Source organism: Mycobacterium sp. IDUB_37, assembly GCF_055419245.1.
The window spans coordinates 67,806-90,992 of the sequence record NZ_JBVAXG010000001.1 but is presented as its reverse complement, the minus strand read 5'-3'; the positions used below and the strand labels follow the sequence as shown (position 1 = coordinate 90,992).

Sequence of the window (23,187 nt, the reverse complement as noted above, 5' to 3'; positions counted from 1 at the left end):
CGAAGCTGGGCCCCAGCTGTCGCTGTGCCCGACCTGAGACCGAGGCTAGTCCGAATGGTCGCGGCCCGCCGCACCCGGCTACGCCGCGCTTGCGACCGCTCCCGGCCCGACTGGTCGCGGCCCGAATGGTCGCGGCCCGCCGCACCCGGCCACGCCGCGCTTGCGACCGCTCCCGGTTAGCCCGCGTCGAAGTAGGACGTCTCCAACATGTCGTGGACGGCCTTGGCGTGGACCCGGAAAGAACGGCCGACCCGAACCGCGGGCAGCTCGCCGTTGTGCACCAGCCGGTACACCGTCATCTTGGAGACCCGCATCAGCGCCGCAACCTCGGCGACAGTCAGAAACTGCGCACGTGCTTGCTGCGCATCGGCCGGACCGTTGTCTCGTGCCCCTTTGCCTGCGGAATCCCGTACCGACGGCCCGTTCGTTGACGTCATCGCAACCCAATCCTGTCAGGCCCGAGCAATGCCAGCGGCTTCCCCTCCGCTGGCACCCACACAGGCATACAAGAGGAGAATAGCGGGACCAGTGGGGTTACTGGTACTGGTGAGAGACAATCAGTTCGAAATTCTTTTATTACTCCGATGTAATTCTTAGCTGCTCAGAACGGTTTTTGGCAGCTTGGATGGCATCATCGACCGCCACCCGGAATCCACCCCGTTCGAGCGCGCGCAGCGCCGCTGCGGTGGTACCACCGGGCGAAGTGACCGATGCCCGCAGCTGGGCAGGCGACGAGTCGACCCGCAAGCCGATCGGCTCGCCGTCGGCGGGTCGCCGCTCTTCATCCATGCGCTCCAACAGCATCGCCGCCGACCCCGCCATGGTCTGGGCGGCCAGATCCGTGGCCACCTGCCGGCTCAACCCCACCGCGACGCCTGCGTCCACCAGGGCTTCGACGAGCAGGAAGAAATACGCCGGTCCAGAACCCGACACCGCGGTGACCGCATCCATGTGCTGCTCGGGAACCGTCAGCACGCCGCCGACCGCGTCAAACAGTGCGGAAACCTCATCAAGCTGGTGCGGGGTGACGAACCGGCCCTTGGCCAGTGCGGTGACACCCGCCCCCACCAGCGCCGCCGCGTTGGGCATGGCCCGGATCACCGGGGTTCCGGCCGGAAGTTTGGATTCGAAGAAGCCGACGGTGACGCCGGCCGCGACGGTGACGAAAACCTGCTCAGCGCTGTCGTGCTCGGCCGCGGCGGCGGCGCTGGTCAGGTCGCCCATCACCGCCTCGACGTCGGCCGGCTTGACTGCGACCACCACGAAGGCCGCGTTCTGCGCCGCGTCCTTGGCCGAGGGGACCACCAGCACCCCGTAGGTCGTCGACAGATACTTGGCCCGATCCGGCATGCGTTCGGCCACTACCAGGTCTTTGACCTGGCGGCCCGCCCGCAGCAGACCCGACAACAATGCCTCGCCGATACTCCCGCCACCGATGATCGCGATTCTCGCCATGCGGGAAAGCATGGCAGACATCGGACTTGGGCTACCGGGTAGGCAGCTCAGGCGGCACCAGGGCCAGCTGGCGCGTTTGCACCACCAGGCGCCCCGCCGAATCGACGACGGTGTGGTCTTCATCGAACCAGTCCTGGCCGATCTCGACACAGGTGCAGATCACTCTCAGCCAGCCGTCGACCGGCAATGCCCGCAGGAAGCCGGTGATTTGCACGGTCGGCGCCCAGCCCATGCGGTCGACAGCGAAGGTCACCGGCGCCGACAGATCGCCGCACAGGAGGGCGAACAGCGCATCCGGTGCCACCCCGCGTGGTCGCGCCCACATCTGCAGCAGTGGCGGCCGGCCATCGGTCACCGGGTCCATGGTGGAAAGCACCGGCCGGATATCGCAGCCCGCACTCAGATGCACCAGGCCCGCCGACCGGTGGCCGGGTCCGATCGGTGCCACGTCATCAGGCGGCTCGGGTGCCATCAGATCCAATACCGGGTTCGCCGACAGTAGCGGCTGGCTCTTACCCGGAAGATGATGCTCCGGCTCACCCAACGTGACCACGGCGTGCACCGCGGCGCGTTCGCCCTGGACGAGTTCGACGTCGACCACGCTGATCCGGCGGCCACGCTTACGGATCGAGGTCACCAGTTGCATCGGCCCCGGATCAGGCGCGGACAGAAAATTCGCCGAGACCGCCACCGGCTGCAGGTTTGCTCCGCCGACGGCCGTACGCGCCGCCTTGGCGCACAACGCGATCATGGCCCCGCCGTGCACCTTGGCGCCGATGGTCCAATGCTCGTTGAGCTCGCCCTCGAATACCGGACCGTCCGGTCCAGCAGTCACCTCACGCAGCGCCATGGCCGCGGTGAACAGTGTGCTCATGTCACCGCAGCAGGTGGGTGCGGGCGAATTGAAGCGACTCGACGAGCATGGCCTCGCGTTCCGCGGCGGAACGGGCGCTGGAAGTGGAGACTTCCAGAACGACGTGACCGGCGAAGTTGCTGTTGGCCAGCATCTGGCACACCTCGGCGGTCGGCTGGGTACCGCGACCTGGCACCAGGTGCTCGTCGGCAGGCAGACCGCTGCCGTCGCACAGGTGCAGGTGCACCAATCCCGGCCCCATCCGGCGCGCCATTTCCACCGAGTCGGTTCCCGCGGTCGAAGTGTGCGATAGGTCCAACGTGTAGTGCGCGTGCTCGCCGTCCAGCGGATCGTAGGACGGTGCGAACGCCGAGATGGCAACGCCCGGGCCGCCGCCGCGCCGGCGCATCCGTTCTCTGGTCTGATCGAGCCCGAAGAACCGGTCCGCGCGGAAGGGGAACATGTTCTCCACGGCGACCATCACGTCGCTGGACGCTTCCAGCGCCTTGACCTGCTCGCTGAATCCCTCGGCATAGCGCCGTTGCCACCGAAAGGGCGGATGCACGACGACTGTCTGTGCCCCCAACTGTTCTGCGGCACGCACACTGCGGTCCAGCTTGTGGATCGGGTTCGCGCCCCACACGCGCTGCGATATCAGCAGGCAGGGTGCGTGCACAGACAGCACCGGCACGCCAAAGCGCTCCGACAGCTTGCGGACGGCGTCGATGTCCTGGCTGACGGACTCGCTCCAGACCATCAGCTCGACTCCGTCGTAGCCGAGTCTGGCGGCATACTCGAACGCGGCCTCGGCCCGCAGGGGGTATACCGAGGCCGTCGACAAGCCGACTTTGATTGCTGGGCGCACTGTGTGTCTGTGACGCCTAACCCGTTTGCAACAAGGCCATCGGCCCCAGAGTGATCAGCGCACCCACCGCAACGGCGATCAGGGTGCTGGCGATGTCCTCGGTCTTGCGAACCACCCGGACCCCGACCACCAGGCCAAGGATGACCAACACCGAGAGCACCAGAGCCACGATGGCATTCCAGCGCCACAGCTGGTCGAACGCGATGAACAATCCCCCGCCGAACGCCACGGCCAGAATCGACTGCAGCACGGTCAAGATGCCGCGCCCCACAGCCGCCATCTTGCGGCCCGAGCTGCGTGGCGTCGCCGCGTCACCCGGACGGGAAGGATCCTCGGCGAACACCGCTGGTTGCTGCTGCTCGCCGCGACGCCGGGCGACCTCGTCGGCGATGGACTGGCCACCGAAAAGGGTCTGTTCGGTGTTGCCGTCCAGGCCTTCGGGACCATGTAGGTAGGAGCGCACGTACGCGGAGTCCTCGACCGACGATTCCGCCTCGCGCACCTCGCTGTCCATCACATCGACGGAGGCGTCGGTGTAATGGCCTACCGGATCCGGGCTCATGCCCTCGGCGCCGGACCGAGCGTCGGCGTCGTTGACGCTGATATGACGCAGTGGGCGCGGATACTCGCTGCGCTCCGGTCCGGAGCCGCGCTTGGTGAACGGGTCGGACTTGGGCCAGCGCGGTTCAGGTTCCGACCAGTACACCGTCCTGGCGGCGGGTTCGACGGCCTTCTCGGCGGCGGGCTCGGGAGCCCGCGGAATGACCGGTTGGGGCGGTGCCGAGACAGCCGGTTCGACGACCTGGACACCGCCGTTGGGCGGGGCCGAGGGTGGCGCCGGAGCGGCGGGAGCCGACGGCGCGGGGTGTTGCTGGGGGGCCTTGATGTCGGGCTGTCGGGCCGGCGCATCCGGTGGGCGAGGAACGTCCCGAATGATGGGGATCTCGCCGGTCAGCTCGGCGACGGAGACGGAGTCGTCACCGCGTCGTCGGCGGCGGCGCCGCGTGACCGTCGGCTCTCCGATGGTTCCATTCCTGGCCAACAGCTCGGCCACCGAAACCTGCTTGGCGTCCTCGGTCTCCGAGTGTGGACCGCTCATGGTTTGCTGCCTCTCGATCGGGTGGGCGTGCTCCGATCAACTAACTGACCTCCAGCATCGCGCACCGGCGTCTCAACGAGTGCGGTTCCGTCCGCTTCGCTGTCGAGTTTTCGCAAGATGAGACCTTCCCGTAACGCCCACGGGCAGATGTCAACCATTTCCAACGACAGCGCACGCATGCTCGCCTCCGCTACCAGAGCGCCCGCAACGATCTGCGGTGCCCTCTCGGCGCTGACTCCTTCCAGTTCTGCCCGGTCGGCGGTCGTCATCCTAGAGATGAAAGATATGAGTTGTCTGAGGCTGTTTGCTGTCAGCGTTCGCTTCACCCGCGGTCCGGCAGCGGACGGGGCGGCACCGGTCAGACGCGCCAGCGACCGGAACGTCTTCGACGTCGCGACCGCGAGATCGGGTGCCCCGGCGTCGAGGACCGAGGCGCTGGCATCGGCCAGTTCGGCGTCCAGCCAGTCGCGCAGCATGGCCATCCGACGTCGCCCCGGCGGATCCTCGGACAACCATTCGCGGGTCAGCCGTCCGGCGCCCAGCGGCAACGACAGCGCGACATCGGGCTCTTCATCCACCCCACTGGACACCTCCAGCGAGCCGCCCCCGATGTCGAGGTTGATGATGCGTCCCGCGCTCCAGCCGAACCACCGCCGCACGGCCAGGAAGGTCAGCCGCGACTCGTCGACTCCCTGCAGGGCTTGCAACTCGACGCCGGCCTCTTTGCGTACCCGCGCCAGCACGTCATCGGAATTTTCCGCGTCGCGCACCGCGGAGGTGGCGAACGCCATCAGTTCGGCGCAGCCGGAGCTGACCGCAATCTTGGCGAACTCGTCGATGGTTGAAACCAGCTTGTCGGCCCCGCGCTTGGTGATCTTGCCGGAACTGTCAGTGGCCTCCGCCAAGCGCAGAGTCGCCTTGGTCGAACTCATCGGCGTCGGATGCCCGCCGCGGTGAGCATCGACCACCAGTAAGTGGACGGTATTGCTACCCACGTCCAACACGCCCAATCGCACGCAACAAAACTAGCCGGGATGACGACGCGCCCAAATCGCGACCCGCTCCATCAACCGGACGACACCGCGGACTCGCGCTGAGCGGCGAAGCCGGTACCAACCGAAATCCTGGACTAACGTTGCATCCGTGGCTAACTCGCTGCGCGGACAAGAGGTCGAACTGGATTTCGCCCGTGAATGGGTGGAGTTCTACGACCCCGACAATCCCGAGCACCTGATCGCGGTGGATCTGACCTGGCTGCTGTCGCGCTGGACGTGCGTATTCGGCACGCCGGCCTGTCAGGGCACCGTGGCGGGTCGCCCGGACGACGGTTGCTGCTCGCATGGCGCGTTTCTGTCCGACGACGACGACCGGGCGCGACTCGACGACGCGGTGAGCAAGCTGACCAAGGCCGACTGGCAGTTTCGCGATAAGGGACTGGGCCGCAAGGGGTACCTGGAACTCGACGAGCATGAGGGCGAACCGCAATATCGCACCCGCAAATACAAGGACGCCTGCATCTTCCTGAACCGGCCCGGATTCTCCGGCGGCGTCGGCTGCGCGCTGCACAGCAAAGCCCTCAAGCTGGGTGTCACACCGCTTTCGATGAAACCCGATGTCTGCTGGCAGCTGCCGATCAGGCGCAGCCAGGACTGGGTGACCCGGCCCGACGGCACGGAGATTCTGAAGACCACCATCACCGAGTACGACCGCCGCGGCTGGGGATCCGGTGGGGCCGACCTGCACTGGTACTGCACGGGAGACCCAGCCGCCCACGTCGGCGCCAAGCAGGTGTGGCAGAGCCTCGCCGACGAACTCATCGAACTTCTCGGCGAGAAGGCATACGCGGAGTTGGCCGCAATGTGCAAGCGCCGCAGTCAATTAGGGCTTATCGCGGTGCATCCGGCGACCCGCGCGGCCGAATAGCCGGAGCATTCTCACCGAGCAACCGAGTCGCGTCCGGCTAGTCCTTGGCGCCCCTGGTGTACGCCAGAACCATCCGCAGCGCACTCGCGTTCAGGTATGTCTCGACCGCCGCCGCAGCCCGCGCTGCATCGTGCTCGAGTACGGCTTCGGTGATCGCCAGCAGGTCGGCAATCACCGGATCGGGATCGTCATAGGCGCCGGTGAGCTCGTGCTCACGCCCACCGAAGGCATGTTCGACCCAGCGGTACAGCAACCCCAGAGCCCGGTTGCGCGTGCTGTGAATCAGCACATGAAAGTAGGCAAGATCGGCCGCCTGGCGTGCCTCGGAGGTGTCGGTTTCCCGAACCGCGGCCAGTGCGGCGCGCAATGCCTCGCCGTCGTCGGGCGTACCTCGTTCGGCTGCCAACCGGCCCATCAAGGGACCTAGCGCCGCGCGGATCTCCAGGAGTTCCACCAGAAATTCGGGACCCAGCTTGCGGACCAGCGCCTCCACCACGGCCGGATGGGTGAGTCCTTCGGGATCGCGAACCATGCTGCCGCTGCCCTGGCGGACTTCGATCAGACCCATCTGCTGCAGCCGGGCCAACCCCTGGCGTAGCGAGGTGCGGTTGACACCGAGCTGATCAGCGAGTTCGCGCTCCGGCGGCAACGTCGTGCCGGGCGGAAACACGCCATCCAGGATGGCGTCCGCGATCGACGCAGCGATCTGTTCGTCGACTCGCTGACGTTCGGGCGGTGGGATCGGACTTGACTGGTTCATTGGCTCAACCAATTATAGTAGGTAACCGACACCGCGGTCTAGACGGTCCAGTCCCAGGAGTGCGTGTCGCAACCGGAGGTAAGCGATGGACGACGAGATGCGATCGGCGGTGACGCCGCGCTGGCAGGGCGCGTCGGGCCGCCTGGAGGTTTGGTACGCGACCCTTTCGGATCCGGTGACGCGCGCCGGACTCTGGGTGCACTGCGAGACGGTGGCCCCCTCGACCGGGGCGCCGTACGCGCACGGCTGGATCACCCACTTTCCGCCCGACGCTCCACCTCGTACCGAGCGCTTCGGCCCCGAGCCTGTTCAACCCGCGACGGGTCCAGCCTGGTTCCAGGCGGCGGGAGCCTTGATCGGGCCGGAGCAGCTGACCGGACGCGCGGGCTCACTGGCCTGGGACCTGTCCTGGAAGGACGCCGCGGCGCCGCTGTGGACGTTCCCTCGCATCGCCTGGGAGCGCGAGTTGTTGCCCGGCGCCCAAGTGGTACTCGCACCGACCGCGGACTTCGCCGGCTCGCTGACGGTCGACGGCGCCGCCACTCCCGTCGACGGGTGGCGCGGGAACGTCGCCCACATCTACGGGCACGGTAACGCCAAGCGCTGGGGCTGGATTCACGCCGATCTCGGCGACGGCAACGTTCTGGAGGCCGTCACCGCGGTGTCGCACAAGCCCGGACTGAACCGCCTCAAACCCTTGGCGTTCGTCCGCCTGCGCGTGGACGGAAAAGACTGGCCCACAGGGCCTTTGCCGTCGCTGCGGATGCGAACCACGCTCGGCCTGGAGCACTGGCAGCTCGAGGGGCACATCGGCCGACGCGAGGTTCTGATCCGGGTCGACCAGCCGGCTGACCGGTGCGTGAGCCTGGAATACATCGATCCCGATGGAGGCCGGTGTGTGTGCACCAACACCGAACGGGCCGACGTCCACATCGAAATCAGCCGCCGGGTGAATGGCACCCGAGTGGTGGAGCGCCGCTGGTCGGTAGTCGGCACCGGCCATACCGAGGTCGGCCTGCGCGGAGACCAGGCACCCGTCATCAACGAAAGGATCCCGTCATGAGCTTTGCCCTTGACCCACCACTGCTGTTCGCCTCCGGAGTGCTCATCGAACGCCGCTTCCCCGCTGCGCGTCGCGACGTCGTCGAAGCCGCGGTCCTCGGCATATTCTTCGCTGGGTCGTTCGGCCTCTACAACAATGTGCCCGGACTGGGCTTCCTGTGGCGCCCGTTCCGTGCCCAGAACGGCCGCGACTTCATGTGGAACAGCGGCGTTTTCGCGGTGAACACCGACGAGCTGGACTGGCCTGCACACGCCACCGCCGGCGGTATTTTCGCGACCTACCCGTTCTTCCTCAAGCTGGGTCGCGGGCTCGGGCGCCTGCTTTCGTCGCGCGCATGAGTCGGCTCGCAGAGCGAGCGACGGCGTCGTTCGGCACGGCGCTGCTCCCCGAGGAACACGGCGGTCCGCCACCGGCCAAGTTCGTCGAGCGCGTTGACCGGTACCTGTCCCAAATGCCGGCCACCACGCGACTGGCGGTGCGCGCCGGACTGATCTCGATGTCCGCCGCGAGCTACCTCACCACCGGCCGGTCGTTGGCAAAGCTGCCACCGGCCGAACGAGAACGGGTGCTGCGCCGCATCGCCGCGCTGAACACCGACGCGGGCGCGGCCGTCGAGGGAATGAAGGTAATCGGGCTGTTGGCCAACGGCGCCGACAACTTCGCACAGGAACTGCTGTCCCGCGCCGAGGATGACATCGTGGTACGCCCGGACGCGGTCTTGAACGTCACCCCGTCAGCCGAAAGCGCCTCCGTCGTCACCACCGATGTGGTGATCGTCGGTTCCGGCGCCGGCGGCGCGATGGCAGCCCGCACCCTGGCCCGCGCAGGCCTGGACGCCGTCGTTCTGGAAGAGGGACGGCGGTGGACGGTCGAGGAATTTCGGACCACCCACCCGATCGACCGCTACGCGGGCCTCTACCGGGGTGCCGGCGCCACGTTTGCGCTGGGACGCCCGACCGTGGTGTTACCGGTGGGCCGGGCGGTCGGCGGCACCACCGTCGTCAACTCGGGCACCTGCTTCCGGCCCCCGGATGCCGTGCAGCGACGCTGGCGCGACGAGTTCGGCCTGGCCATTGCCGACCCGCAGCGGTTGGGCAGCCACCTGGACGAGGTCGAGCGCACGCTGCAGGTCGCACCGGCGCCGCGCGGCGTCATGGGCCGCAACGGCAACTTATTGCTCGACGCCGCCGACTCACTGGGCTGGCGGGCGGCGCCCATCCCACGCAACGCGCCGGGCTGTGCGGGCTGCTGCCAATGCGCGATCGGCTGCCCGCACAACGCCAAATTCGGTGTGCACCTCAATGCGCTGCCGCAGGCTTGTGCGGCCGGAGCCCGCATCATCTCGCAAGCGCGCGTCGAGCGGGTGCTGCACGAGAACGGCCGCGCCACAGGAGTGCGGGCCCGTAGGCCCGACGGCACCGCGATCGACATCCTGGCCGAGACCGTGGTGATCGCGGCTGGCGCAACCGAGACGCCAATGCTGTTGCGGCGCAGCGGACTTGGCCGACATCCACGACTGGGCCGCAACCTGGCGCTGCATCCCGCGACCTTGCTCGCCGGGCGCTTCTCCGAAGACGTCTACGCCTGGCGCGGCGTTCTGCAAAGTGCAGCCGTCCACGAATTCCACGAGTCCGACGGGGTGCTGATCGAGGCAACCTCCACGCCCCCGGGCATGGGGTCGATCATCTTTCCCGGCTTCGGCACCGAGCTGCTGCACTGGCTTGACGAAGCACCACGGATTGCGACGTTCGGCGCGATGGTGGCCGACGAGGGCGTCGGCTCGGTGCGCTCAATCGGTGGCGAGACAGTGGTGCGCTACGACATCGCCCAGGGCGACGTCGCAAAGCTGCGAGTCGCACTGCAGGCAATCGGCCGGTTGCTGTTCGCTGCCGGAGCCGTCGAGGTACTCACCGGGCTACCCGGTGCGATGACGGTGAAGTCGGAGACGGAACTGCAGGACGTGCTGGCGCGTACCAACCCGAAGAGCCTGCACCTTTCTGCTTTCCACCCGACCGGCACCGCGGCCGCCGGATCCCGTGAGCAGTTGTGTCCAGTCGACGAGGCGGGCCGACTGCGGGGCGTCAACGGCGTGTGGGTCGCCGACGCATCGATCCTGCCCAGCTGCCCCGAGGTCAATCCGCAGTTGTCGATCATGGCGATGGCGCTGGCCGTCGCCGACGAAGTGGTCGGTGGGGCACGCTAACTACACTCCGACGCCGTGGGCGACTATCAGTGGATTCTGGACGCCATACATCCGTTTGAGTACGACGTCGCATCTTGCGTACCGCCGGTCTTCGATGCCTATGCACGGGTGTTTCATCCCGCGTACGGCACCGACGCCCCGCAGCTGGACCAGCCGGTGGCATGGGCAACAGTGGCAGCGGCCAACAATCGGATAGCCCATCCCGCGATGGAGTGGGGATCCCTCGTCGGCTCGTGGCAGTTGCAGTCTCAGCCAGGGGTCTGGGCCCGTCGGCCGGATACCGGCCGGTTGCCCGCTCCTACCACCCGAGAACTCAGCCGCATTCTGCGATCTTGTTCGCGCACAGACGACGTCATCTACGCCCTCTGGAATGGCTACGGCGAAATGCCGGTCGGAAATGCCGCGCTGATCGAACTGCCGCACCGACCCATGTATGCGCTGGGCGGGTCAATCGACCATGCGACCCGGCCGTTCGGAATACCGGGTCGCACTGCGAATTTGTGGTGGGCGCGCGATCAGCAATGGTGCGTCGCCACCGACGTTGACTTGATGACCACCTACGTGGGCGCCGGAACGCGCTGCGTGCAGGAAATACTGCGCAGCAACGCACTGGAAGCGTTCGAAGTTGCCAGCGATCAGCGCGTGACCTGGGACGCTGACACCCTCAATCCGCGCCCCGAACCTCCGGACGGCTACCCCTCCAGTTTGTAGCCCAGGCCGCGCACCGTGACCAGGTGCACCGGATTGGCCGGGTCGGCCTCGATCTTGGAACGCAGACGCTTGACGTGGACGTCGAGCGTCTTGGTGTCGCCAACGTAGTCCGCACCCCAGACCCGGTCGATCAACTGGCCACGGGTCAACACCCGCCCGCTGTTGCGCATCAGGTATTCCAGCAGATCGAATTCCTTGAGCGGCAGGGTGATCGCGTCGCCGTTGACCGAGACGACATGGCGTTCGACATCCATCCGCACCGGCCCTGACTCGAGCACCCCATCGCTGATCTCGGTGTCGTCGTCGCCACCGCGACGCAATACGGCCCGGATCCTGGCGATCAATTCACGTGCGGAATAGGGCTTGGTGACGTAGTCGTCGGCGCCCAGTTCCAGTCCGACCACCTTGTCGATCTCACTGTCCCTGGCGGTCACCATGATCACCGGCACGCCCGAACGTGCCCGCAACTGCTTGCAGACGTCGGTGCCCGACATACCGGGCAGCATCAGGTCGAGCAGCACGATGTCAGCGCCGGCCCGATCGAACTCGGCGAGCGCCGCGGGACCGTCGGTTACCACCGTGGCCTCGAAACCCTCCTTGCGCAGGAGAAACGCCAGCGGATCGGCCAGCGACTCCTCGTCTTCAACGATCAGCACGCTAGTCATTTGCGCAGTTCCCTTTCTCCGTCTAGCTCCGCATGGTCGTAACCGATGGTCATCGACTCAGCTCTTCCTCTCGTTGTGGTCTGCTGGGCTTGACGTCACGGCTCAGCTTTGACTCGGCTTGCTCGTCGTTGAGCGACTCATCGGCGTCCGATTCGAACGCCGGTATGGACAACGTGAAAGTGGATCCGGTTCCCGGCTTGCTCCAGACGCCGATGCTGCCGCCGTGGTTGGCCGCAACATGCTTGACGATGGCCAGGCCGAGACCGCTGCCACCGGTAGCGCGCGACCGCGCCTTGTCGCCACGGAAGAACCGCTCGAAGACCCGCTCCTGGTCTTCCAGTGCGATGCCGATCCCCCGGTCGGTGACCGCGATCTCGATGTTGTCACCTTTTCTGCGCCGGCTGATCGAGACCAACGAGCCGCGCGGCGAATAGGCGATCGCATTGGACACCAGGTTGGCCAGCGCGGTCACCAGCAGCGTTTGGTCACCCAGCACCTGCAGTCCGCTGGCGGCGTCGGTGCGAACCTCGATAGAGGCGTTATCGGCAGCCACCTTATGGCGAGAAATCGCCTCGGTCACGACGCTGTCGATCTCGACATCGGTCGTGTTGGACAACCGCTCGGCACCCTGCAGTCGGGACAGTTCGATCAGTTCGGCGACCATGTCGCCCAACCGGTTGGCCTCGATGAGTACCTTCTCGGCGAACCGGCGGACGGTTTCGGAGTCATCTGCGGAAGCCAGCAACGCCTCGGCTAGCAGCGCCATGGCGCCGACGGGGGTTTTGAGTTCGTGGCTGACATTGGCAACGAAATCGCGCCGGGTCGCTTCCATGCGGGCGTAATCGGACTGGTCGAGCACGAACACCACGGCGAACCGCCGGTCCTCCTCGCTCAGCAACCGCGCGTGCCCGTGCACCGATAATCCGGATCTGCCGCCGGAACGCTTGGCCGGCGACAGATCGAACTCGAAGTCCTCACCACGCAGCGCATGTTGTGCGGCCTTCCAGGCGTCTTCATCAAGCTGCCGGTCGCGGACCAGACCCAGTTCCCTGGCTCGATCGTTGAGATAGACGACGTCGCGATGGCTGTCGACCACGGCCGCGCCCATCGGCATCAGCGCCACGATCCGTTGCAGCATCTGTGCGACGGTGATACCCGTCCACTCGGCGGTCCCTTGCTGGCGGCCTTTCCGGCGACCCAGTCCGGCCCTCGAGGACAGCCGGACTCCCGCCGCAACACCGACGGCCAGTGCCACCGCGGACAAGACCCCGGCCAGCAACAGTGCCGAGAACACAGTCACACCCGAAATCCTACAAATCAGGTGAACGTAGCCCTAGCGGAGCGCGGACAAAATCGGACAAGTCACACCCTTCGCCACAGCTATTCGGCCGCAGTTCACGCGATGTTTAGCGACGTGGCCTTTTACGGACCGGCAACGGTCTTTCGCTCAGGCTTTCGCCGCACCCTGGCTAGCTACCGCGGCGGCTCCGGCGGCGGCCGCATCGGGGTCCAGATACGTGCCACCCGGCACGGCCGGACGCAGTTCGGCGTCCAGGTCGTAGCGCAGCGGAATGCCCGTCGGGATGTTCAATCCGACGACGTCCTCGTCCGACATCTGGTCCAGGTACTTCACCAGCGCCCGCAACGAATTTCCGTGCGCGACGATCAGGACCGTCTTGCCGAGACGCAGATCCGGAACGATCACGTCGGTGTAGTACGGCAAAAAGCGGTCAACCACGTCGGAAAGGCACTCTGTGAGCGGGCCGCCGCCGACATTCGCGTATCGGGGGTCGGCGTCCTGGCTGAACTCGCTGCCCTTCTCGATCTCCGGTGGTGGAGTGTCGTAGCTGCGGCGCCAGGCCATGAACTGCTCTTCGCCGTAGCGTTCCTTGGTCTTGGCCTTATCCAGGCCCTGCAGCGCACCGTAGTGGCGTTCGTTGAGCCGCCAACTGCGATGAACCGGGATCCACAACCGGTCGGCGGCGTCGAGAGCCAGGTTCGCGGTGGTGATGGCGCGTCGCAGCAGCGAGGTGTACAGCACATCGGGAAGCAGGTCCTGCTCGGCCATCAGTTCGCCGCCACGCACGGCCTCGCCGCGACCCTTCTCGGTCAGCCCGACATCGACCCAGCCGGTGAAGAGATTCAGCGCGTTCCATTCGCTCTCGCCGTGGCGGAGCAGCACCAGCGTGCCAGCATCACCCATGAGCGCAAGTCTCTCACGCGGTCAGTTCCGGCCGTCATCCTCGTCGTCGTCGGAACTGATGAGGTGTGCGAACGCTTCGAGATTCTTCAACGACTCGCCGCGGGACACCCGCCATTCCCACTCTTTTTCGATCGAGGTGCGAAAGCCCAACTCCAGCAACGTATTAAAGTCCGAGTCCACCGCCTCGAGCACCTGCCCGAGCACGCGGTCTATTTCGTCGGCGTCGACCGAAGCCAACGACATTCGGCCGACCAGATAGATGTCGCCCATATTGTCGAGTGTGTACGCGACCCCATAAAGACGGCGGTTGCGTTTGAGCAGGAACCGGTAGACGCCTTCGTGGTTTTCGTCCGGCTTGCGGCACACGAATGCTTCGACACGCACCGAGTGCTCACCGATGCTCAGGATGGTGTTGGTCGTGAGTCTGCGCTCACCGGGCAGCTCCACGATCAGCCCCGGCAGTCCGCCCGCGGCGCCGGCGTGTTTCGAATACGGCAGCTCGCTGGCCAATAGCGCGTCCTCGATCACGCGTTCCACAGTTGAGGTCATGCGTCCACCCCGCGACGCGCCGTCCAGCGCCGAGGTTTGCGCTTGGCGACGAGGTCGCGTACCCGGCGCTGACGCTCGATGTTGAAGTCGCCGATGGCACGCCGATAGCTGGCCAAAAGCGCGTCGGTGGTGTTCTCCCAGGAGAACGTGGCCGCGTGCAGGGCAGCGGCGCGGCTCATCGCCGACCCCTGCGGTCCGGCGGTGACCCGCAGCAGGTCGCCGATTGCGTCAGCCCACTGGCCGACCTCGTGACCGGCTACCAGCGTGCCGGTGACGCCGTCGCGCACTGCAACCGGCAACCCACCTACCGCGGCCGCGACCACCGGCGTGCCGCACGCCTGCGCCTCGACCGCGACCAGGCCGAATGATTCCGAATAGCTGGGCACCGCAACAAGATCCGCCGCGTGAAACAACCTGGCCAGATCCACGCGGGACTGCGGCGGCAGAAACGTCACGCGCTCGGAGATGCCGAGTTCGCCGGCGAGCCGCGCCAGTCCGTCCGGCGAGGCCAGACCACTGCCCGACGGTCCCCCGGCCACGACGATGCGCACACCCGGCAGCCGCGCGGCCGCCCGCAGCACGATGTCGGGTGCCTTCAGCGGCTGGATACGACCGACGAAGGCCACCACCGGCTCTGCCGGATCGAGCCCGAGCGCTGCCCGGGCCGCCAGCCGATCACCCGGCCGAAACACCGCCAGGTCGACCCCGGGGTGCACCACGTCGATTCGCGCCGGATCGGCGTGATGCAAAGAAATCAGTTGCTTCGCTTCGTCATCGGTGTTGACGATGAGCCGATCAGCCTCGTCGACGACCTGTTGTTCGCCGACGGTGCGCAGGGGCGGCTCGGCCGTGTCGCCCTCGGCCAGCGCCGCGTTCTTCACCGCGGCCAGCGTGTGCGCGGTGTGCACCAACGGCACCGCCCAGCGATCGCGGGCCAACCAGCCCACCTGACCGGACAGCCAGTAGTGCGAATGCACGATGTCGTAATAGCCCGGCTCGTGGGCCGCCTCGGCGCGTAATACTCCGGCGGCGAAGGCGCACAGCTGGGTGGGCAGGTCGTACTTGTCCAGTCCCTCGAAGGGCCCCGCGACGACATTGCGCACCAGCACACCGGGTGCGGCGCGCACGATCGGCGGGTCCGCCGACGCGGTGGCCCGGGTGAAGATCTCCACCTCGATGCCCCGTCGGGCCAGGTGTAACGCGCTCTGCAGCACATAGACGTTCATGCCGCCCGCATCGCCGGTGCCGGGCTGCGCCAGCGGCGAGGTATGGACCGCCAACAGAGCAACCCGGCGGGGGTTCTGATTTGTGTCCGAATTGCCTCGGCCCGGCAGATTAGCGCCCCGGGCCTGAGTCCTGTTCAAGGGAGGAACGTCTTGGCCGGACATTGGGTACCGCACACTGCCATCTTTACAGGACGCAGCCAGCCGCCTGATTCTGCGTGCGGATTGTGCAGCTCAGGGGCTACTTGGCCAGAACCTCGGGCTCGACCTCGGTTAGCCGCGCCCCCAACGCTCCGGAGCGTCGCATCGCCCCAAGGGGGTCGGCGTAAAGCCCGTCCAGCGAGACGATGCCCGCGCCAGCTTCCTGTACCCGGTTGCCGAAAGCGGTGACGCGGATATCACGCGGCGCCAGTACCGAGCGCGCCGCAAACGCAGCGGTCACGTTCTCCATGCCCTCCGGGTACTCGGTGAACGCTTGGCCACCGACCACCACTTCGTCAGGGTTGAGCAGATCGCGCAGCAAAGCAACCGCCTCGCCCAGCACCCGGGCCCGCTCTGCCAACAACTCACGCGCCTGCTCGTTGCCGGCGCGAGCGATACGGAGCAGATCGGCCATCCCGGTGCTCGCGGCACCGGTGCGGTTGTTGGGCGCGATCCCCGGCAGGATGCGCAACCGTCGCGCAGCAGCCAGCACGGCCTCGTCGCTGACCGTGGATTCCAGTTGCCCGGACCCACCCAGCAGCTCGGATTGGACCGGCAGCGGCGCGATGGTGCCCGGTCCGCTTGCCGGGCAGTGCACCCGCCCACCGATCACCAGGGCGTATCCCACAGTTTCGCGTGCGTAGACATACAAGCTGGTCGACGAGTTCGGCCCGAAACGCCGCTTGCCCAGCAACAGTTCTGCTCCGGCCATCGCGTCCACGTGGGACGCCACCGAAACCGGCAGGCCCAGCGCATCGGCGAGCACCGGCCCGACCGGGGCCTGGCGCCAGCCGAGCCTGGGATGGTCGACCAGGCCAGTGGTGCTGTCGACGGTGCCGCCGATCGCCACGCCGACCCAGAGCGGACGGCGGCGGTGCCAACGTCGCAAATAGCGGCTGGCGCTGTGGCTCAGCGACGTCAGCGCCGGACCGGCGGCGTTGAGCGGCGTCGGCGTCTCGACGGTGTCGAGGGTGCGGCCGAACAAGTCGGTGGCCACGATGCTGGTGGTACGCGCGCCGACGTGGATGCCCAACGTGACGAACGGTTCGTGGTTCACCTCCACCGGTACCCGCGGGCGTCCGATCGCCCCCGAAACAGCCAGGTCGGCGCGCTCACGCAGCAAACCTGCGTCTAACAAGGCAATGACCTGACGGTTTACCGTCGCGATGCTCAGTGAGGTGACATTGGCGATGACGTCGCGGCCAACCGGCCCGCGCAACCGCACCGCGCGGAAGACCGATGCCGCGGCGGAGTCCGACAGATGCAGGGCCGGCGGCACCACCTGGCGGTACGCCCCCAGCGGGCCCTTGTGGCCCGTGCGGCTGTGCGAATGATGGTGGGTGAGAGATGTGGAATGCACTGGTGTCCTATCCGAGTTCCGATGGCCGGGTCCTTGGCCACACCAGTTGACTTGCGTCAGTTCAGGCGCGGCAAAGTGCGCGGCGACAACACGCGCCCGCGTAGAGACACGCGGTCGTCGTGCGGAACAGGGCGCTGCAGTACACACCGAAAACGTAGCACTGTTTATTAAAGTTGTCCCAATGACTCTCCCCGACGCTGACAGCCGAGTCGCGGTGGTAACCGGAGCAAGTTCCGGGATCGGCGAGGCCACTGCGAAAACCCTTGCAGCTCAGGGCTTTCACGTTGTGCCAGTGGCGCGCCGGGCAGACCGCGTAAACGCGCTGGCCGCCGAGATCGGCGGCACTCCGTTTGTGGCAGACGTCACAAAAGACGAAGACGTAGCCGCATTGGCCGCCGCCCTGGACCGAGTGGACGTGCTCGTCAACAACGCCGGCGGGGCGAAAGGACTGGCATCGGTGGCCGACGCCGACCTGGAGCACTGGCGTTGGATGTGGGAGACCAACGTGCTGGGCACCTTGAGGTTGACCCGCGCACTGCTGCCCAAGCTGATCGAATCCGGCGATGGACTGATCGTCACCGTCACGTCGATTGCCGCCTTTGAGATCTACGACGGCGGGGCCGGCTACACGGCCGCAAAACACGCTCAGGGCGCACTGCACCGGACGCTGCGTGGCGAACTGCTGGGCCTGCCGGTCCGTCTTACCGAGCTCGCGCCCGGCGCGGTCGAGACGGAGTTTTCGCTGGTGCGCTTCGACGGCGATCAACAACGCGCGGATTCGGTCTACGCGGGGATGACCCCGCTGGTGGCTGAAGACATCGCCGAAGTGATCGGGTTCGTGGCCTCGCGACCGCCACACGTCAATCTCGACCAGATCATCATCCGGCCGCGCGACCAAGCCTCAGCTACGAGGAGGTTTAACCACCAGGCCCAGAGCTAGGCGACGTCGTCGTTGTGGTGGTTGTCGTCGGCGTGCCCGAAAGGCTGGGCGCGGTCGACGGGGTGGCCGGCGCGGTGACGGGGATGTGAGTGCCCGGCGGGTGCGCCGAAGGCGGCGGTAGCGCCGACATGCCCACCCAGGTGTCCCAGTCCACTGCCCAGTCCCAGATGTCGCCATCGGAGTACGAAAGTTGGATCGTGCTGCCGGTCACCTCGACCGGGTCGCCGTAAATCGCGGTGGCGTAGTACTCCGAAGCGTCGCTGGTCGACAGATTGATGCAGCCGTTGGTGACGTTGCTATTGCCCTGAGCACCGGCGCTCGACGGGTTGGCGTGGATGAATTCGCCGTTGTTCGAGATCCGCACCGCCCAGCGTTCGTGCGCGTTGCTGTAGCCGGCGGCCGGGTTGGACATATAGAAGTCGGCGTACTTCTCGGTGACGACGTGAATCCCGTTCCGGGTGACGTTGCGGGCCTTGTCGGCCTCGCCGTAACTGCACGGGAAGTCCATGATCACGCCGGCGTCAGTGACGACCTGGATGCGGTGCGAAGACACCTCGGCCTTGACGACCTGGCGCCGACCGACCTGGATGTTCAATGAGAAGTCCTGGGCGCCGAAAGCGTTGTCCCCGAAGGGAACGCCGTACAGCTTGGCCTCGACGTTGACGCTGGTGCCCGCCGGGTAGTACTCACGGGGCCGGTAGTGGATGCGGGCGCCCTTCGACTCGTCAGGCAACCACGCCCAACTGCCCTCGACCGGCGGATTAGTGGTTACGCTCAACGCCCGCTCTACAGCCGCCTTGTCAGTGATCGGTGCGTCGAACTGGATGATCACCGGCGCCGCGACCCCGACGGTCTGACCGTCGGACAGCTGGAATCCGCCGTCGATCTTCTTCTTCGGCGTGACGGTGATGAACTTGCCCGCCACCGGAATCGCCTTGCCGTCGTGACCAACGGCCGACCCGCCCCAGATGTAGGTGGTGTCATAGCCCAGCGGCTCGGTCGTCATGAAGACGGTGCGGTCCTGGTTGAACGTGCCGGCTACCGGCTTTCCGTCCTTATTTGTCAGGGTGACCTTCTGGAACCAGCCTTCAGCGACCTGGACGCTGATCGGTGCGATCGGCACCACGTCCTCGGTGGCATCAGCCGGTTGGTAGGTCAGGTGGACTGCCGCAGGTGGCTTTTTCTCTGCTTGGGGGGTGACTTTGCCGCCGGCGCAGGCGGCCAGCACGCTCGGAGCGAAAACCCCGAGTCCGAGGGCCGCCAGAGCCGCGCGCCGATTGATCGGCCCGGGACTCGGAGGGGTGCTGGATGTGGTCACAACCGTCAAGAATACCGGGCCAAACGCCCTCTCCCCCACCGTGAAGACGCCCGCGACAGTGTTCGGCGGTCACCGCCGACGCGAAAACGAGCAGCTACAAGGCGCATCCGACCAGGACGGGCTCCGGTTTCAATGTGATACCAAACACGTCACTCACACCGTCGCGAACCGCGCGCGCCAGTAATATCACGTCCTCCGCGGTGGCACTGCCCCGGTTGGTGAGGGCGAGCGCGTGCTTGGTGGACAGCCGGCACGAGGCCTCATTCTCATTGGCCCCCGGCACCGGATAGCCCCTGCCGAATCCAGCCCGTTCCACCAGCCAGCCCGCGGCCAGCTTCACCCCGTCCGGTGCCGGATAGTTCGGCACCGGCCCGTCGGTCGCCCCGACGATCCGCTCATAGTCCTGCGGTGCGACCACCGGGTTGGTGAAGAACGAGCCCACGCTCCAGGTGTCGTGGTCGGCAGCGTCGAGCACCATGCCCTTACGGGTCCGCAGCGCCAGCACGGCCTCGCGGACGGCTTGTGGGTCCCCTCGCTCCCCGCTCGACGCCCCGAGAGCCGCCGTCAGTTCCCCGTAGCGCAATGGCGCGCTGCGTCCCGCCGGATCGAGAGCGAACTCCACTTCGAGGACGACAGCCGGCAAATCGAGACCATCTGCCCGTTTGAGCACGCTGCTGCGGTAGCCGAATCCCATTTCGTCGGCCGATGCCCAACGCACCTCGCCGCTGCTTCGGTCCAGCAGTCGAACCCGGGTGACCGTGTCCGACACCTCTACGCCGTACGCGCCGACATTCTGGACCGGGGTGGCACCGGCCGAGCCGGGGATCCCGGACAAACACTCCAGACCGCCCAGACCTTGCTGGATGGATCTGACGACCACGTCATCCCATACCGCGCCCGCCTCCGCGCGCACCAGGTTGCCCTCGACGGTGATGCCCGCGTTGGCCAACCGCACCACCGTCAGGTCGGCGAGCCCGTCACCAATCACCAGGTTGGAACCGCCAGCAAACACCAGCACAGGTCCACATCCGTCGTCGTGGGCTTGGCTATCCAGGTGCTGCAGCACCGCGACCACTTGATCGCTGGTGTCGCAGGTGATTACACGTCGCGCCACTGGACCGACCCGCAACGTAGTCAGCGGCGCGAGCGATACCGACTCGGCGACGCGCGCACCGGCAAAGACCGGCCGGGCATCGCTCGGTTTCATGGGCCGTAACGGTAGCGTGGCCAGCTATGCCGCGTTCATTCGACATGTCGGCCGACTACGAGGGCACCGTGAAAGACGTCCACCAGGCCTTTCACGACCTGGGCTATTGGCGGGGCCGGTTAGCCGAGACACCGGTCGACGTCGCCACCTTGGAATCGATGCGAATCGGTGGTGAGTCCGGAAACGACGGCACCATCGAAGTCGTCACGCATCAGACCATGCTCGGTCAGAATCTGCCTGCGCTGGTCACGCAGCTACATCGGGGCGATTTGTGCGTGCGGCGCGAGGAGCTGTGGGGCCCGATCACAGACGGCATCGCGACCGCTGTCATTTCCGGATCAATCGTGGGTGCGCCGGTGAATCTGTCGGGCACCGCGTTGCTGACACCTATCGCCGATACGGGCGGCTCCCGGATGACGCTGCAGCTGACCATCCAGGTGCGCGTCCCGTTCATCGGCGGAAAGCTGGAGCGGATCATCGGCAGCGAACTGGGCCAGCTGGTGACCATAGAGCAGCGCTTCACCACGCTGTGGATCAGCAGCGCCAACGGGCCTGCATCGACCAACGGGGTCGGTTAGTCGCTGTCGCTTCGCGCAAATCGGCGGCGAGCCCCGTCCTGATTTGCCCACCTTCTCCTCGCGCCGCACGCGGCGCGCATCGGCGGCGAGCCTAAGCTGGCGGCCATGCGAGTCGCATTGGCCCAGATCCTCAGCGGCACCGATCCGGCCGCGAATCTGCAGCTGGTGCGCGACTACGCCGAACGTGCCGCCCAGGCCGGAGCCAAGTTGGTGGTGTTTCCAGAAGCGACGATGTGCCGATTCGGTGTCCCGCTGGGGGCGATCGCCGAGCCTGTCGACGGGCCCTGGGCCGGCGGCGTCCGGCAGATCGCGAGGGACACGGGCATCACCGTGGTCGCCGGCATGTTCACCCCATCGGGAGACGGCCGGGTGACGAACACTTTGATCGCGGCGGCACCAGGCAGCGGCGACGGGCAGATTGCCAGCTACGACAAGATCCACCTCTACGACGCGTTCGGCTTCACCGAGTCGCACACCGTGGCGCCGGGTCGCGAGCCGGTGGTCATCACGGTCGACGGCGTCGGTGTGGGGCTCAGTCTCTGCTACGACATCCGATTCCCGGCGCTGTACGCCGAGTTGGCCGACCGCGGAGCGCAGCTGATCGTGGTGGGCGCGTCCTGGGGTGCTGGCCCCGGCAAGCTCGAGCAGTGGACGTTGCTGGCCAGAGCGCGTGCATTGGACTCGACGAGCTATCTGCTCGCCACCGGCCAAGCAGACCCGGGCGACTCAGCCGGCGCCTCGGGTGCTCCAACCGGCGTAGGTGGAAGCCTGGTGGCATCCCCGTTCGGCGAGGTGGTGACGTCAGCAGGCTCCGAGCCACAATTGCTGGTCACCGACATCGACCTCGCCAAGGTAACGACCGCCAGAGACAACATCGCAGTGCTCCGTAACCGCTCAAGCTTCGTTCAGGTTGATAGGGCAGAATCGCGAAGGTGACGACTCCGCAGGGACCACGGAACGAAGGCCCATCGGGTTGGGCGCGTCCTGGCGAACAGGGCCCGTTCGGCAGACCCCCGACTCCCGGTGACCCCCCAGGCGGGCGGCTGCACCCCAATGATCCCCGAGCGGGGCGGCCTCAGCCGCCTCCACCTCCCTCCCAGCAGCAGACCGAGCACATCGCCGCTGCCAACGCTGACACGAGGCGAATCAACCAGCCACCGCACCCTCTGGCGAGCACCGACCAGACAACTTCGGTCGCTACGCCGAAGGACGAGCCGGCCGAGGTAAAGAAGAAGCGCAAGCGGCGCGATCCACTCGCGATCGTGCTGGTGCTGATCATCGTGTTTTCGCTGGTCGTCGCCGGGCTGATCGGTGTAGAGCTCTACATCCGTCACGAGGCCAACAACAAGATCGCCGCGGCCACGGCGTGCGTGGTCAAAGACCAAGCCACCGCATCCTTCGGGGTGACGCCACTGGTGATGTGGCAGGTGGCCACCGACCACTACTCCAACATCACGATCGAGACGGCGGGCAACCAGATCCGCGACGCCAAAGGCATGAAGCTGCAGCTCAGCATTCAAGACGTCAAGATCGACAACACCGCAAACTCCAAGGGCACGATCGGTGCGATCGACGCGACCGTCACCTGGACGTCTCAGGGCATCAAAGAGTCAATCCAGAACGCGATTCCAATTCTGGGTGAGTTCGTCACCAGCAGCGTGACCACTCATCCCAAGGACGGCACCATCGAGTTGAAGGGCATGCTCAACGACATCGTCGCCAAGCCGGTGGTGTCGGGTGGCGGCCTGCAGCTGAATATCGTCAGCTTCAACACGCTGGGCTTCTCGCTGCCGAAGGAGTCGGTCCAGTCGACGCTGAACGAGTACACGTCGAACCTGACCAAGAACTACCCGCTCGGCATCCAAGCCCAGAGTGTTGAGGTCACCGACAGCGGCGTGGTCAGCAAGTTCGCGACCCGCAACGCAACCATCCCGGCCGGCAACAGCGACCCCTGCTTCGCCGATCTCTGACGGTTGGTCCGATGGCGGCGACCCGCTGCACCCGGCCTCGC

The 23,187-nt window shown here is 66.5% G+C and carries 24 protein-coding genes; 9 read left to right on the top strand and 15 right to left on the bottom strand.

Features of this window, described 5'->3' with window-relative positions; all coding sequences use genetic code 11:
• Positions 1-176 precede the first annotated feature (176 nt).
• The 6 genes from ACZY1I_RS00425 to ACZY1I_RS00400 all read right to left on the bottom strand — a co-directional run bounded on the left by ACZY1I_RS00425 (position 177) and on the right by ACZY1I_RS00400 (position 5,288).
• Positions 177-437 carry a cell division/environmental response transcriptional regulator gene (locus ACZY1I_RS00425; protein ID WP_463752335.1) on the bottom strand — a complete coding sequence of 87 codons (261 nt, stop codon included), beginning with the start codon at positions 435-437 and terminating at the stop codon, positions 177-179.
• A 139-nt stretch (positions 438-576) separates the two neighbouring features.
• On the bottom strand, positions 577-1,455 hold the full coding sequence (gene proC, locus ACZY1I_RS00420; RefSeq protein WP_463752334.1) for a pyrroline-5-carboxylate reductase: 879 nt from the start codon (positions 1,453-1,455) through the stop codon (positions 577-579).
• Between the two features lie 31 nt (positions 1,456-1,486).
• On the bottom strand, positions 1,487-2,329 hold the full coding sequence (locus ACZY1I_RS00415) for a thioesterase family protein (RefSeq protein WP_463752333.1): 843 nt from the start codon (positions 2,327-2,329) through the stop codon (positions 1,487-1,489).
• Between the two features lies 1 nt (position 2,330).
• Positions 2,331-3,173 carry a sugar phosphate isomerase/epimerase family protein gene (locus ACZY1I_RS00410; RefSeq protein ID WP_463752332.1) on the bottom strand — a complete coding sequence of 281 codons (843 nt, stop codon included), beginning with the start codon at positions 3,171-3,173 and terminating at the stop codon, positions 2,331-2,333.
• Between the two features lie 16 nt (positions 3,174-3,189).
• Positions 3,190-4,272: a hypothetical protein gene (locus tag ACZY1I_RS00405; RefSeq protein ID WP_463752331.1), complete on the bottom strand. Its 1,083-nt coding sequence runs from the start codon at positions 4,270-4,272 to the stop codon at positions 3,190-3,192.
• Complete coding sequence (locus ACZY1I_RS00400) at positions 4,269-5,288, bottom strand: Ppx/GppA family phosphatase (RefSeq protein ID WP_463752330.1); 1,020 nt, start codon at positions 5,286-5,288, stop codon at positions 4,269-4,271. The genes ACZY1I_RS00405 and ACZY1I_RS00400 overlap by 4 nt, the downstream gene beginning before the upstream one ends.
• A 127-nt stretch (positions 5,289-5,415) precedes the next feature.
• Here ACZY1I_RS00400 and ACZY1I_RS00395 point away from each other — a divergent pair, with 127 nt between their 5' ends.
• Positions 5,416-6,195 carry a DUF3109 family protein gene (locus ACZY1I_RS00395; RefSeq protein ID WP_463752329.1) on the top strand — a complete coding sequence of 260 codons (780 nt, stop codon included), beginning with the start codon at positions 5,416-5,418 and terminating at the stop codon, positions 6,193-6,195.
• Positions 6,196-6,232: 37 nt separating this feature from the next.
• Here ACZY1I_RS00395 and ACZY1I_RS00390 read toward each other — a convergent pair whose 3' ends face one another.
• Positions 6,233-6,955: a FadR/GntR family transcriptional regulator gene (locus ACZY1I_RS00390; protein ID WP_463752328.1), complete on the bottom strand. Its 723-nt coding sequence runs from the start codon at positions 6,953-6,955 to the stop codon at positions 6,233-6,235.
• Positions 6,956-7,040: 85 nt separating this feature from the next.
• On the opposite strand from ACZY1I_RS00390, the gene ACZY1I_RS00385 reads away from it, so the two are divergent.
• Genes ACZY1I_RS00385 through ACZY1I_RS00370 form a run of 4 tightly spaced genes read left to right on the top strand, consistent with a single transcriptional unit; the run spans position 7,041 to position 10,932 of the window.
• Positions 7,041-8,018, top strand: coding sequence for a hypothetical protein (locus tag ACZY1I_RS00385; protein ID WP_463752327.1), 978 nt, complete (start codon positions 7,041-7,043; stop codon positions 8,016-8,018).
• Positions 8,015-8,356 (top strand): hypothetical protein, encoded by a 342-nt coding sequence (locus ACZY1I_RS00380; protein ID WP_463752326.1) that lies wholly within the window; start codon positions 8,015-8,017, stop codon positions 8,354-8,356. Before ACZY1I_RS00385 ends, ACZY1I_RS00380 begins: the two co-directional genes overlap by 4 nt.
• Complete coding sequence (locus ACZY1I_RS00375) at positions 8,353-10,221, top strand: GMC family oxidoreductase N-terminal domain-containing protein (RefSeq protein ID WP_463752325.1); 1,869 nt, start codon at positions 8,353-8,355, stop codon at positions 10,219-10,221. Before ACZY1I_RS00380 ends, ACZY1I_RS00375 begins: the two co-directional genes overlap by 4 nt.
• 15 nt (positions 10,222-10,236) lie before the next feature.
• Positions 10,237-10,932: a hypothetical protein gene (locus ACZY1I_RS00370; protein ID WP_463752324.1), complete on the top strand. Its 696-nt coding sequence runs from the start codon at positions 10,237-10,239 to the stop codon at positions 10,930-10,932.
• Here the strand turns inward: ACZY1I_RS00370 and regX are convergent.
• The 6 genes from regX to ACZY1I_RS00340 form a co-directional block, all read right to left on the bottom strand.
• The gene (regX, locus tag ACZY1I_RS00365) at positions 10,914-11,597 is read right to left on the bottom strand and encodes a two-component sensory transduction protein RegX (RefSeq protein ID WP_463752323.1); all 684 of its coding nucleotides are present in this window, start codon (positions 11,595-11,597) and stop codon (positions 10,914-10,916) included. The two genes, ACZY1I_RS00370 and regX, sit on opposite strands and share 19 nt — an antisense overlap.
• A gap of 49 nt (positions 11,598-11,646) precedes the next feature.
• Positions 11,647-12,897, bottom strand: a complete 1,251-nt coding sequence (locus ACZY1I_RS00360) for a sensor histidine kinase (RefSeq protein ID WP_463752322.1) — start codon at positions 12,895-12,897, stop codon at positions 11,647-11,649.
• A 147-nt stretch (positions 12,898-13,044) separates the two neighbouring features.
• On the bottom strand, positions 13,045-13,800 hold the full coding sequence (locus ACZY1I_RS00355; protein WP_463752321.1) for a phosphoglyceromutase: 756 nt from the start codon (positions 13,798-13,800) through the stop codon (positions 13,045-13,047).
• Positions 13,801-13,821: 21 nt separating this feature from the next.
• Positions 13,822-14,349, bottom strand: a complete 528-nt coding sequence (locus tag ACZY1I_RS00350; protein ID WP_463752320.1) for a type III secretion system chaperone family protein — start codon at positions 14,347-14,349, stop codon at positions 13,822-13,824.
• Complete coding sequence (gene mshA, locus ACZY1I_RS00345) at positions 14,346-15,683, bottom strand: D-inositol-3-phosphate glycosyltransferase (protein WP_463753432.1); 1,338 nt, start codon at positions 15,681-15,683, stop codon at positions 14,346-14,348. The genes ACZY1I_RS00350 and mshA overlap by 4 nt, the downstream gene beginning before the upstream one ends.
• A gap of 130 nt (positions 15,684-15,813) precedes the next feature.
• Positions 15,814-17,073, bottom strand: coding sequence for an ROK family protein (locus ACZY1I_RS00340; RefSeq protein WP_463753431.1), 1,260 nt, complete (start codon positions 17,071-17,073; stop codon positions 15,814-15,816).
• Between the two features lie 241 nt (positions 17,074-17,314).
• Between ACZY1I_RS00340 and ACZY1I_RS00335 the strand changes: the two genes are divergently transcribed.
• Positions 17,315-18,073, top strand: coding sequence for an SDR family NAD(P)-dependent oxidoreductase (locus ACZY1I_RS00335; protein ID WP_463752319.1), 759 nt, complete (start codon positions 17,315-17,317; stop codon positions 18,071-18,073).
• Here the strand turns inward: ACZY1I_RS00335 and ACZY1I_RS00330 are convergent.
• Both ACZY1I_RS00330 and ACZY1I_RS00325 read right to left on the bottom strand, forming a co-directional pair.
• Positions 18,051-19,430: a L,D-transpeptidase gene (locus tag ACZY1I_RS00330; RefSeq protein WP_463752318.1), complete on the bottom strand. Its 1,380-nt coding sequence runs from the start codon at positions 19,428-19,430 to the stop codon at positions 18,051-18,053. The genes ACZY1I_RS00335 and ACZY1I_RS00330 overlap by 23 nt on opposite strands.
• 55 nt (positions 19,431-19,485) lie before the next feature.
• Complete coding sequence (locus ACZY1I_RS00325) at positions 19,486-20,598, bottom strand: UDP-N-acetylmuramate dehydrogenase (RefSeq protein WP_463752317.1); 1,113 nt, start codon at positions 20,596-20,598, stop codon at positions 19,486-19,488.
• Between the two features lie 26 nt (positions 20,599-20,624).
• Here ACZY1I_RS00325 and ACZY1I_RS00320 point away from each other — a divergent pair, with 26 nt between their 5' ends.
• The 3 genes from ACZY1I_RS00320 (at position 20,625) to ACZY1I_RS00310 (ending at position 23,146) form a co-directional block, all read left to right on the top strand.
• Positions 20,625-21,176 (top strand): DUF2505 domain-containing protein, encoded by a 552-nt coding sequence (locus ACZY1I_RS00320; RefSeq protein WP_463752316.1) that lies wholly within the window; start codon positions 20,625-20,627, stop codon positions 21,174-21,176.
• Between the two features lie 105 nt (positions 21,177-21,281).
• Positions 21,282-22,112, top strand: coding sequence for a carbon-nitrogen hydrolase family protein (locus tag ACZY1I_RS00315; protein WP_463752315.1), 831 nt, complete (start codon positions 21,282-21,284; stop codon positions 22,110-22,112).
• Positions 22,109-23,146, top strand: coding sequence for an LmeA family phospholipid-binding protein (locus tag ACZY1I_RS00310; protein ID WP_463752314.1), 1,038 nt, complete (start codon positions 22,109-22,111; stop codon positions 23,144-23,146). Before ACZY1I_RS00315 ends, ACZY1I_RS00310 begins: the two co-directional genes overlap by 4 nt.
• Positions 23,147-23,187: the final 41 nt, after the last annotated feature.

What these genes read in the sequence shown, in the direction of transcription:
- ACZY1I_RS00425 (WP_463752335.1), bottom strand. Translation starts at nt 437, where the DNA reads ATGACGTCAACGAACGGGCCGTCGGTACGGGATTCCGCAGGCAAAGGG.
- proC (WP_463752334.1), bottom strand. Translation starts at nt 1,455, where the DNA reads ATGGCGAGAATCGCGATCATCGGTGGCGGGAGTATCGGCGAGGCATTG.
- ACZY1I_RS00415 (WP_463752333.1), bottom strand. Translation starts at nt 2,329, where the DNA reads ATGAGCACACTGTTCACCGCGGCCATGGCGCTGCGTGAGGTGACTGCT.
- ACZY1I_RS00405 (WP_463752331.1), bottom strand. Translation starts at nt 4,272, where the DNA reads ATGAGCGGTCCACACTCGGAGACCGAGGACGCCAAGCAGGTTTCGGTG.
- ACZY1I_RS00390 (WP_463752328.1), bottom strand. Translation starts at nt 6,955, where the DNA reads ATGAACCAGTCAAGTCCGATCCCACCGCCCGAACGTCAGCGAGTCGAC.
- ACZY1I_RS00385 (WP_463752327.1), top strand. Translation starts at nt 7,041, where the DNA reads ATGGACGACGAGATGCGATCGGCGGTGACGCCGCGCTGGCAGGGCGCG.
- ACZY1I_RS00380 (WP_463752326.1), top strand. Translation starts at nt 8,015, where the DNA reads ATGAGCTTTGCCCTTGACCCACCACTGCTGTTCGCCTCCGGAGTGCTC.
- ACZY1I_RS00375 (WP_463752325.1), top strand. Translation starts at nt 8,353, where the DNA reads ATGAGTCGGCTCGCAGAGCGAGCGACGGCGTCGTTCGGCACGGCGCTG.
- regX (WP_463752323.1), bottom strand. Translation starts at nt 11,597, where the DNA reads ATGACTAGCGTGCTGATCGTTGAAGACGAGGAGTCGCTGGCCGATCCG.
- ACZY1I_RS00355 (WP_463752321.1), bottom strand. Translation starts at nt 13,800, where the DNA reads ATGGGTGATGCTGGCACGCTGGTGCTGCTCCGCCACGGCGAGAGCGAA.
- ACZY1I_RS00350 (WP_463752320.1), bottom strand. Translation starts at nt 14,349, where the DNA reads ATGACCTCAACTGTGGAACGCGTGATCGAGGACGCGCTATTGGCCAGC.
- ACZY1I_RS00335 (WP_463752319.1), top strand. Translation starts at nt 17,315, where the DNA reads ATGACTCTCCCCGACGCTGACAGCCGAGTCGCGGTGGTAACCGGAGCA.
- ACZY1I_RS00325 (WP_463752317.1), bottom strand. Translation starts at nt 20,598, where the DNA reads ATGAAACCGAGCGATGCCCGGCCGGTCTTTGCCGGTGCGCGCGTCGCC.
- ACZY1I_RS00320 (WP_463752316.1), top strand. Translation starts at nt 20,625, where the DNA reads ATGCCGCGTTCATTCGACATGTCGGCCGACTACGAGGGCACCGTGAAA.
- ACZY1I_RS00315 (WP_463752315.1), top strand. Translation starts at nt 21,282, where the DNA reads ATGCGAGTCGCATTGGCCCAGATCCTCAGCGGCACCGATCCGGCCGCG.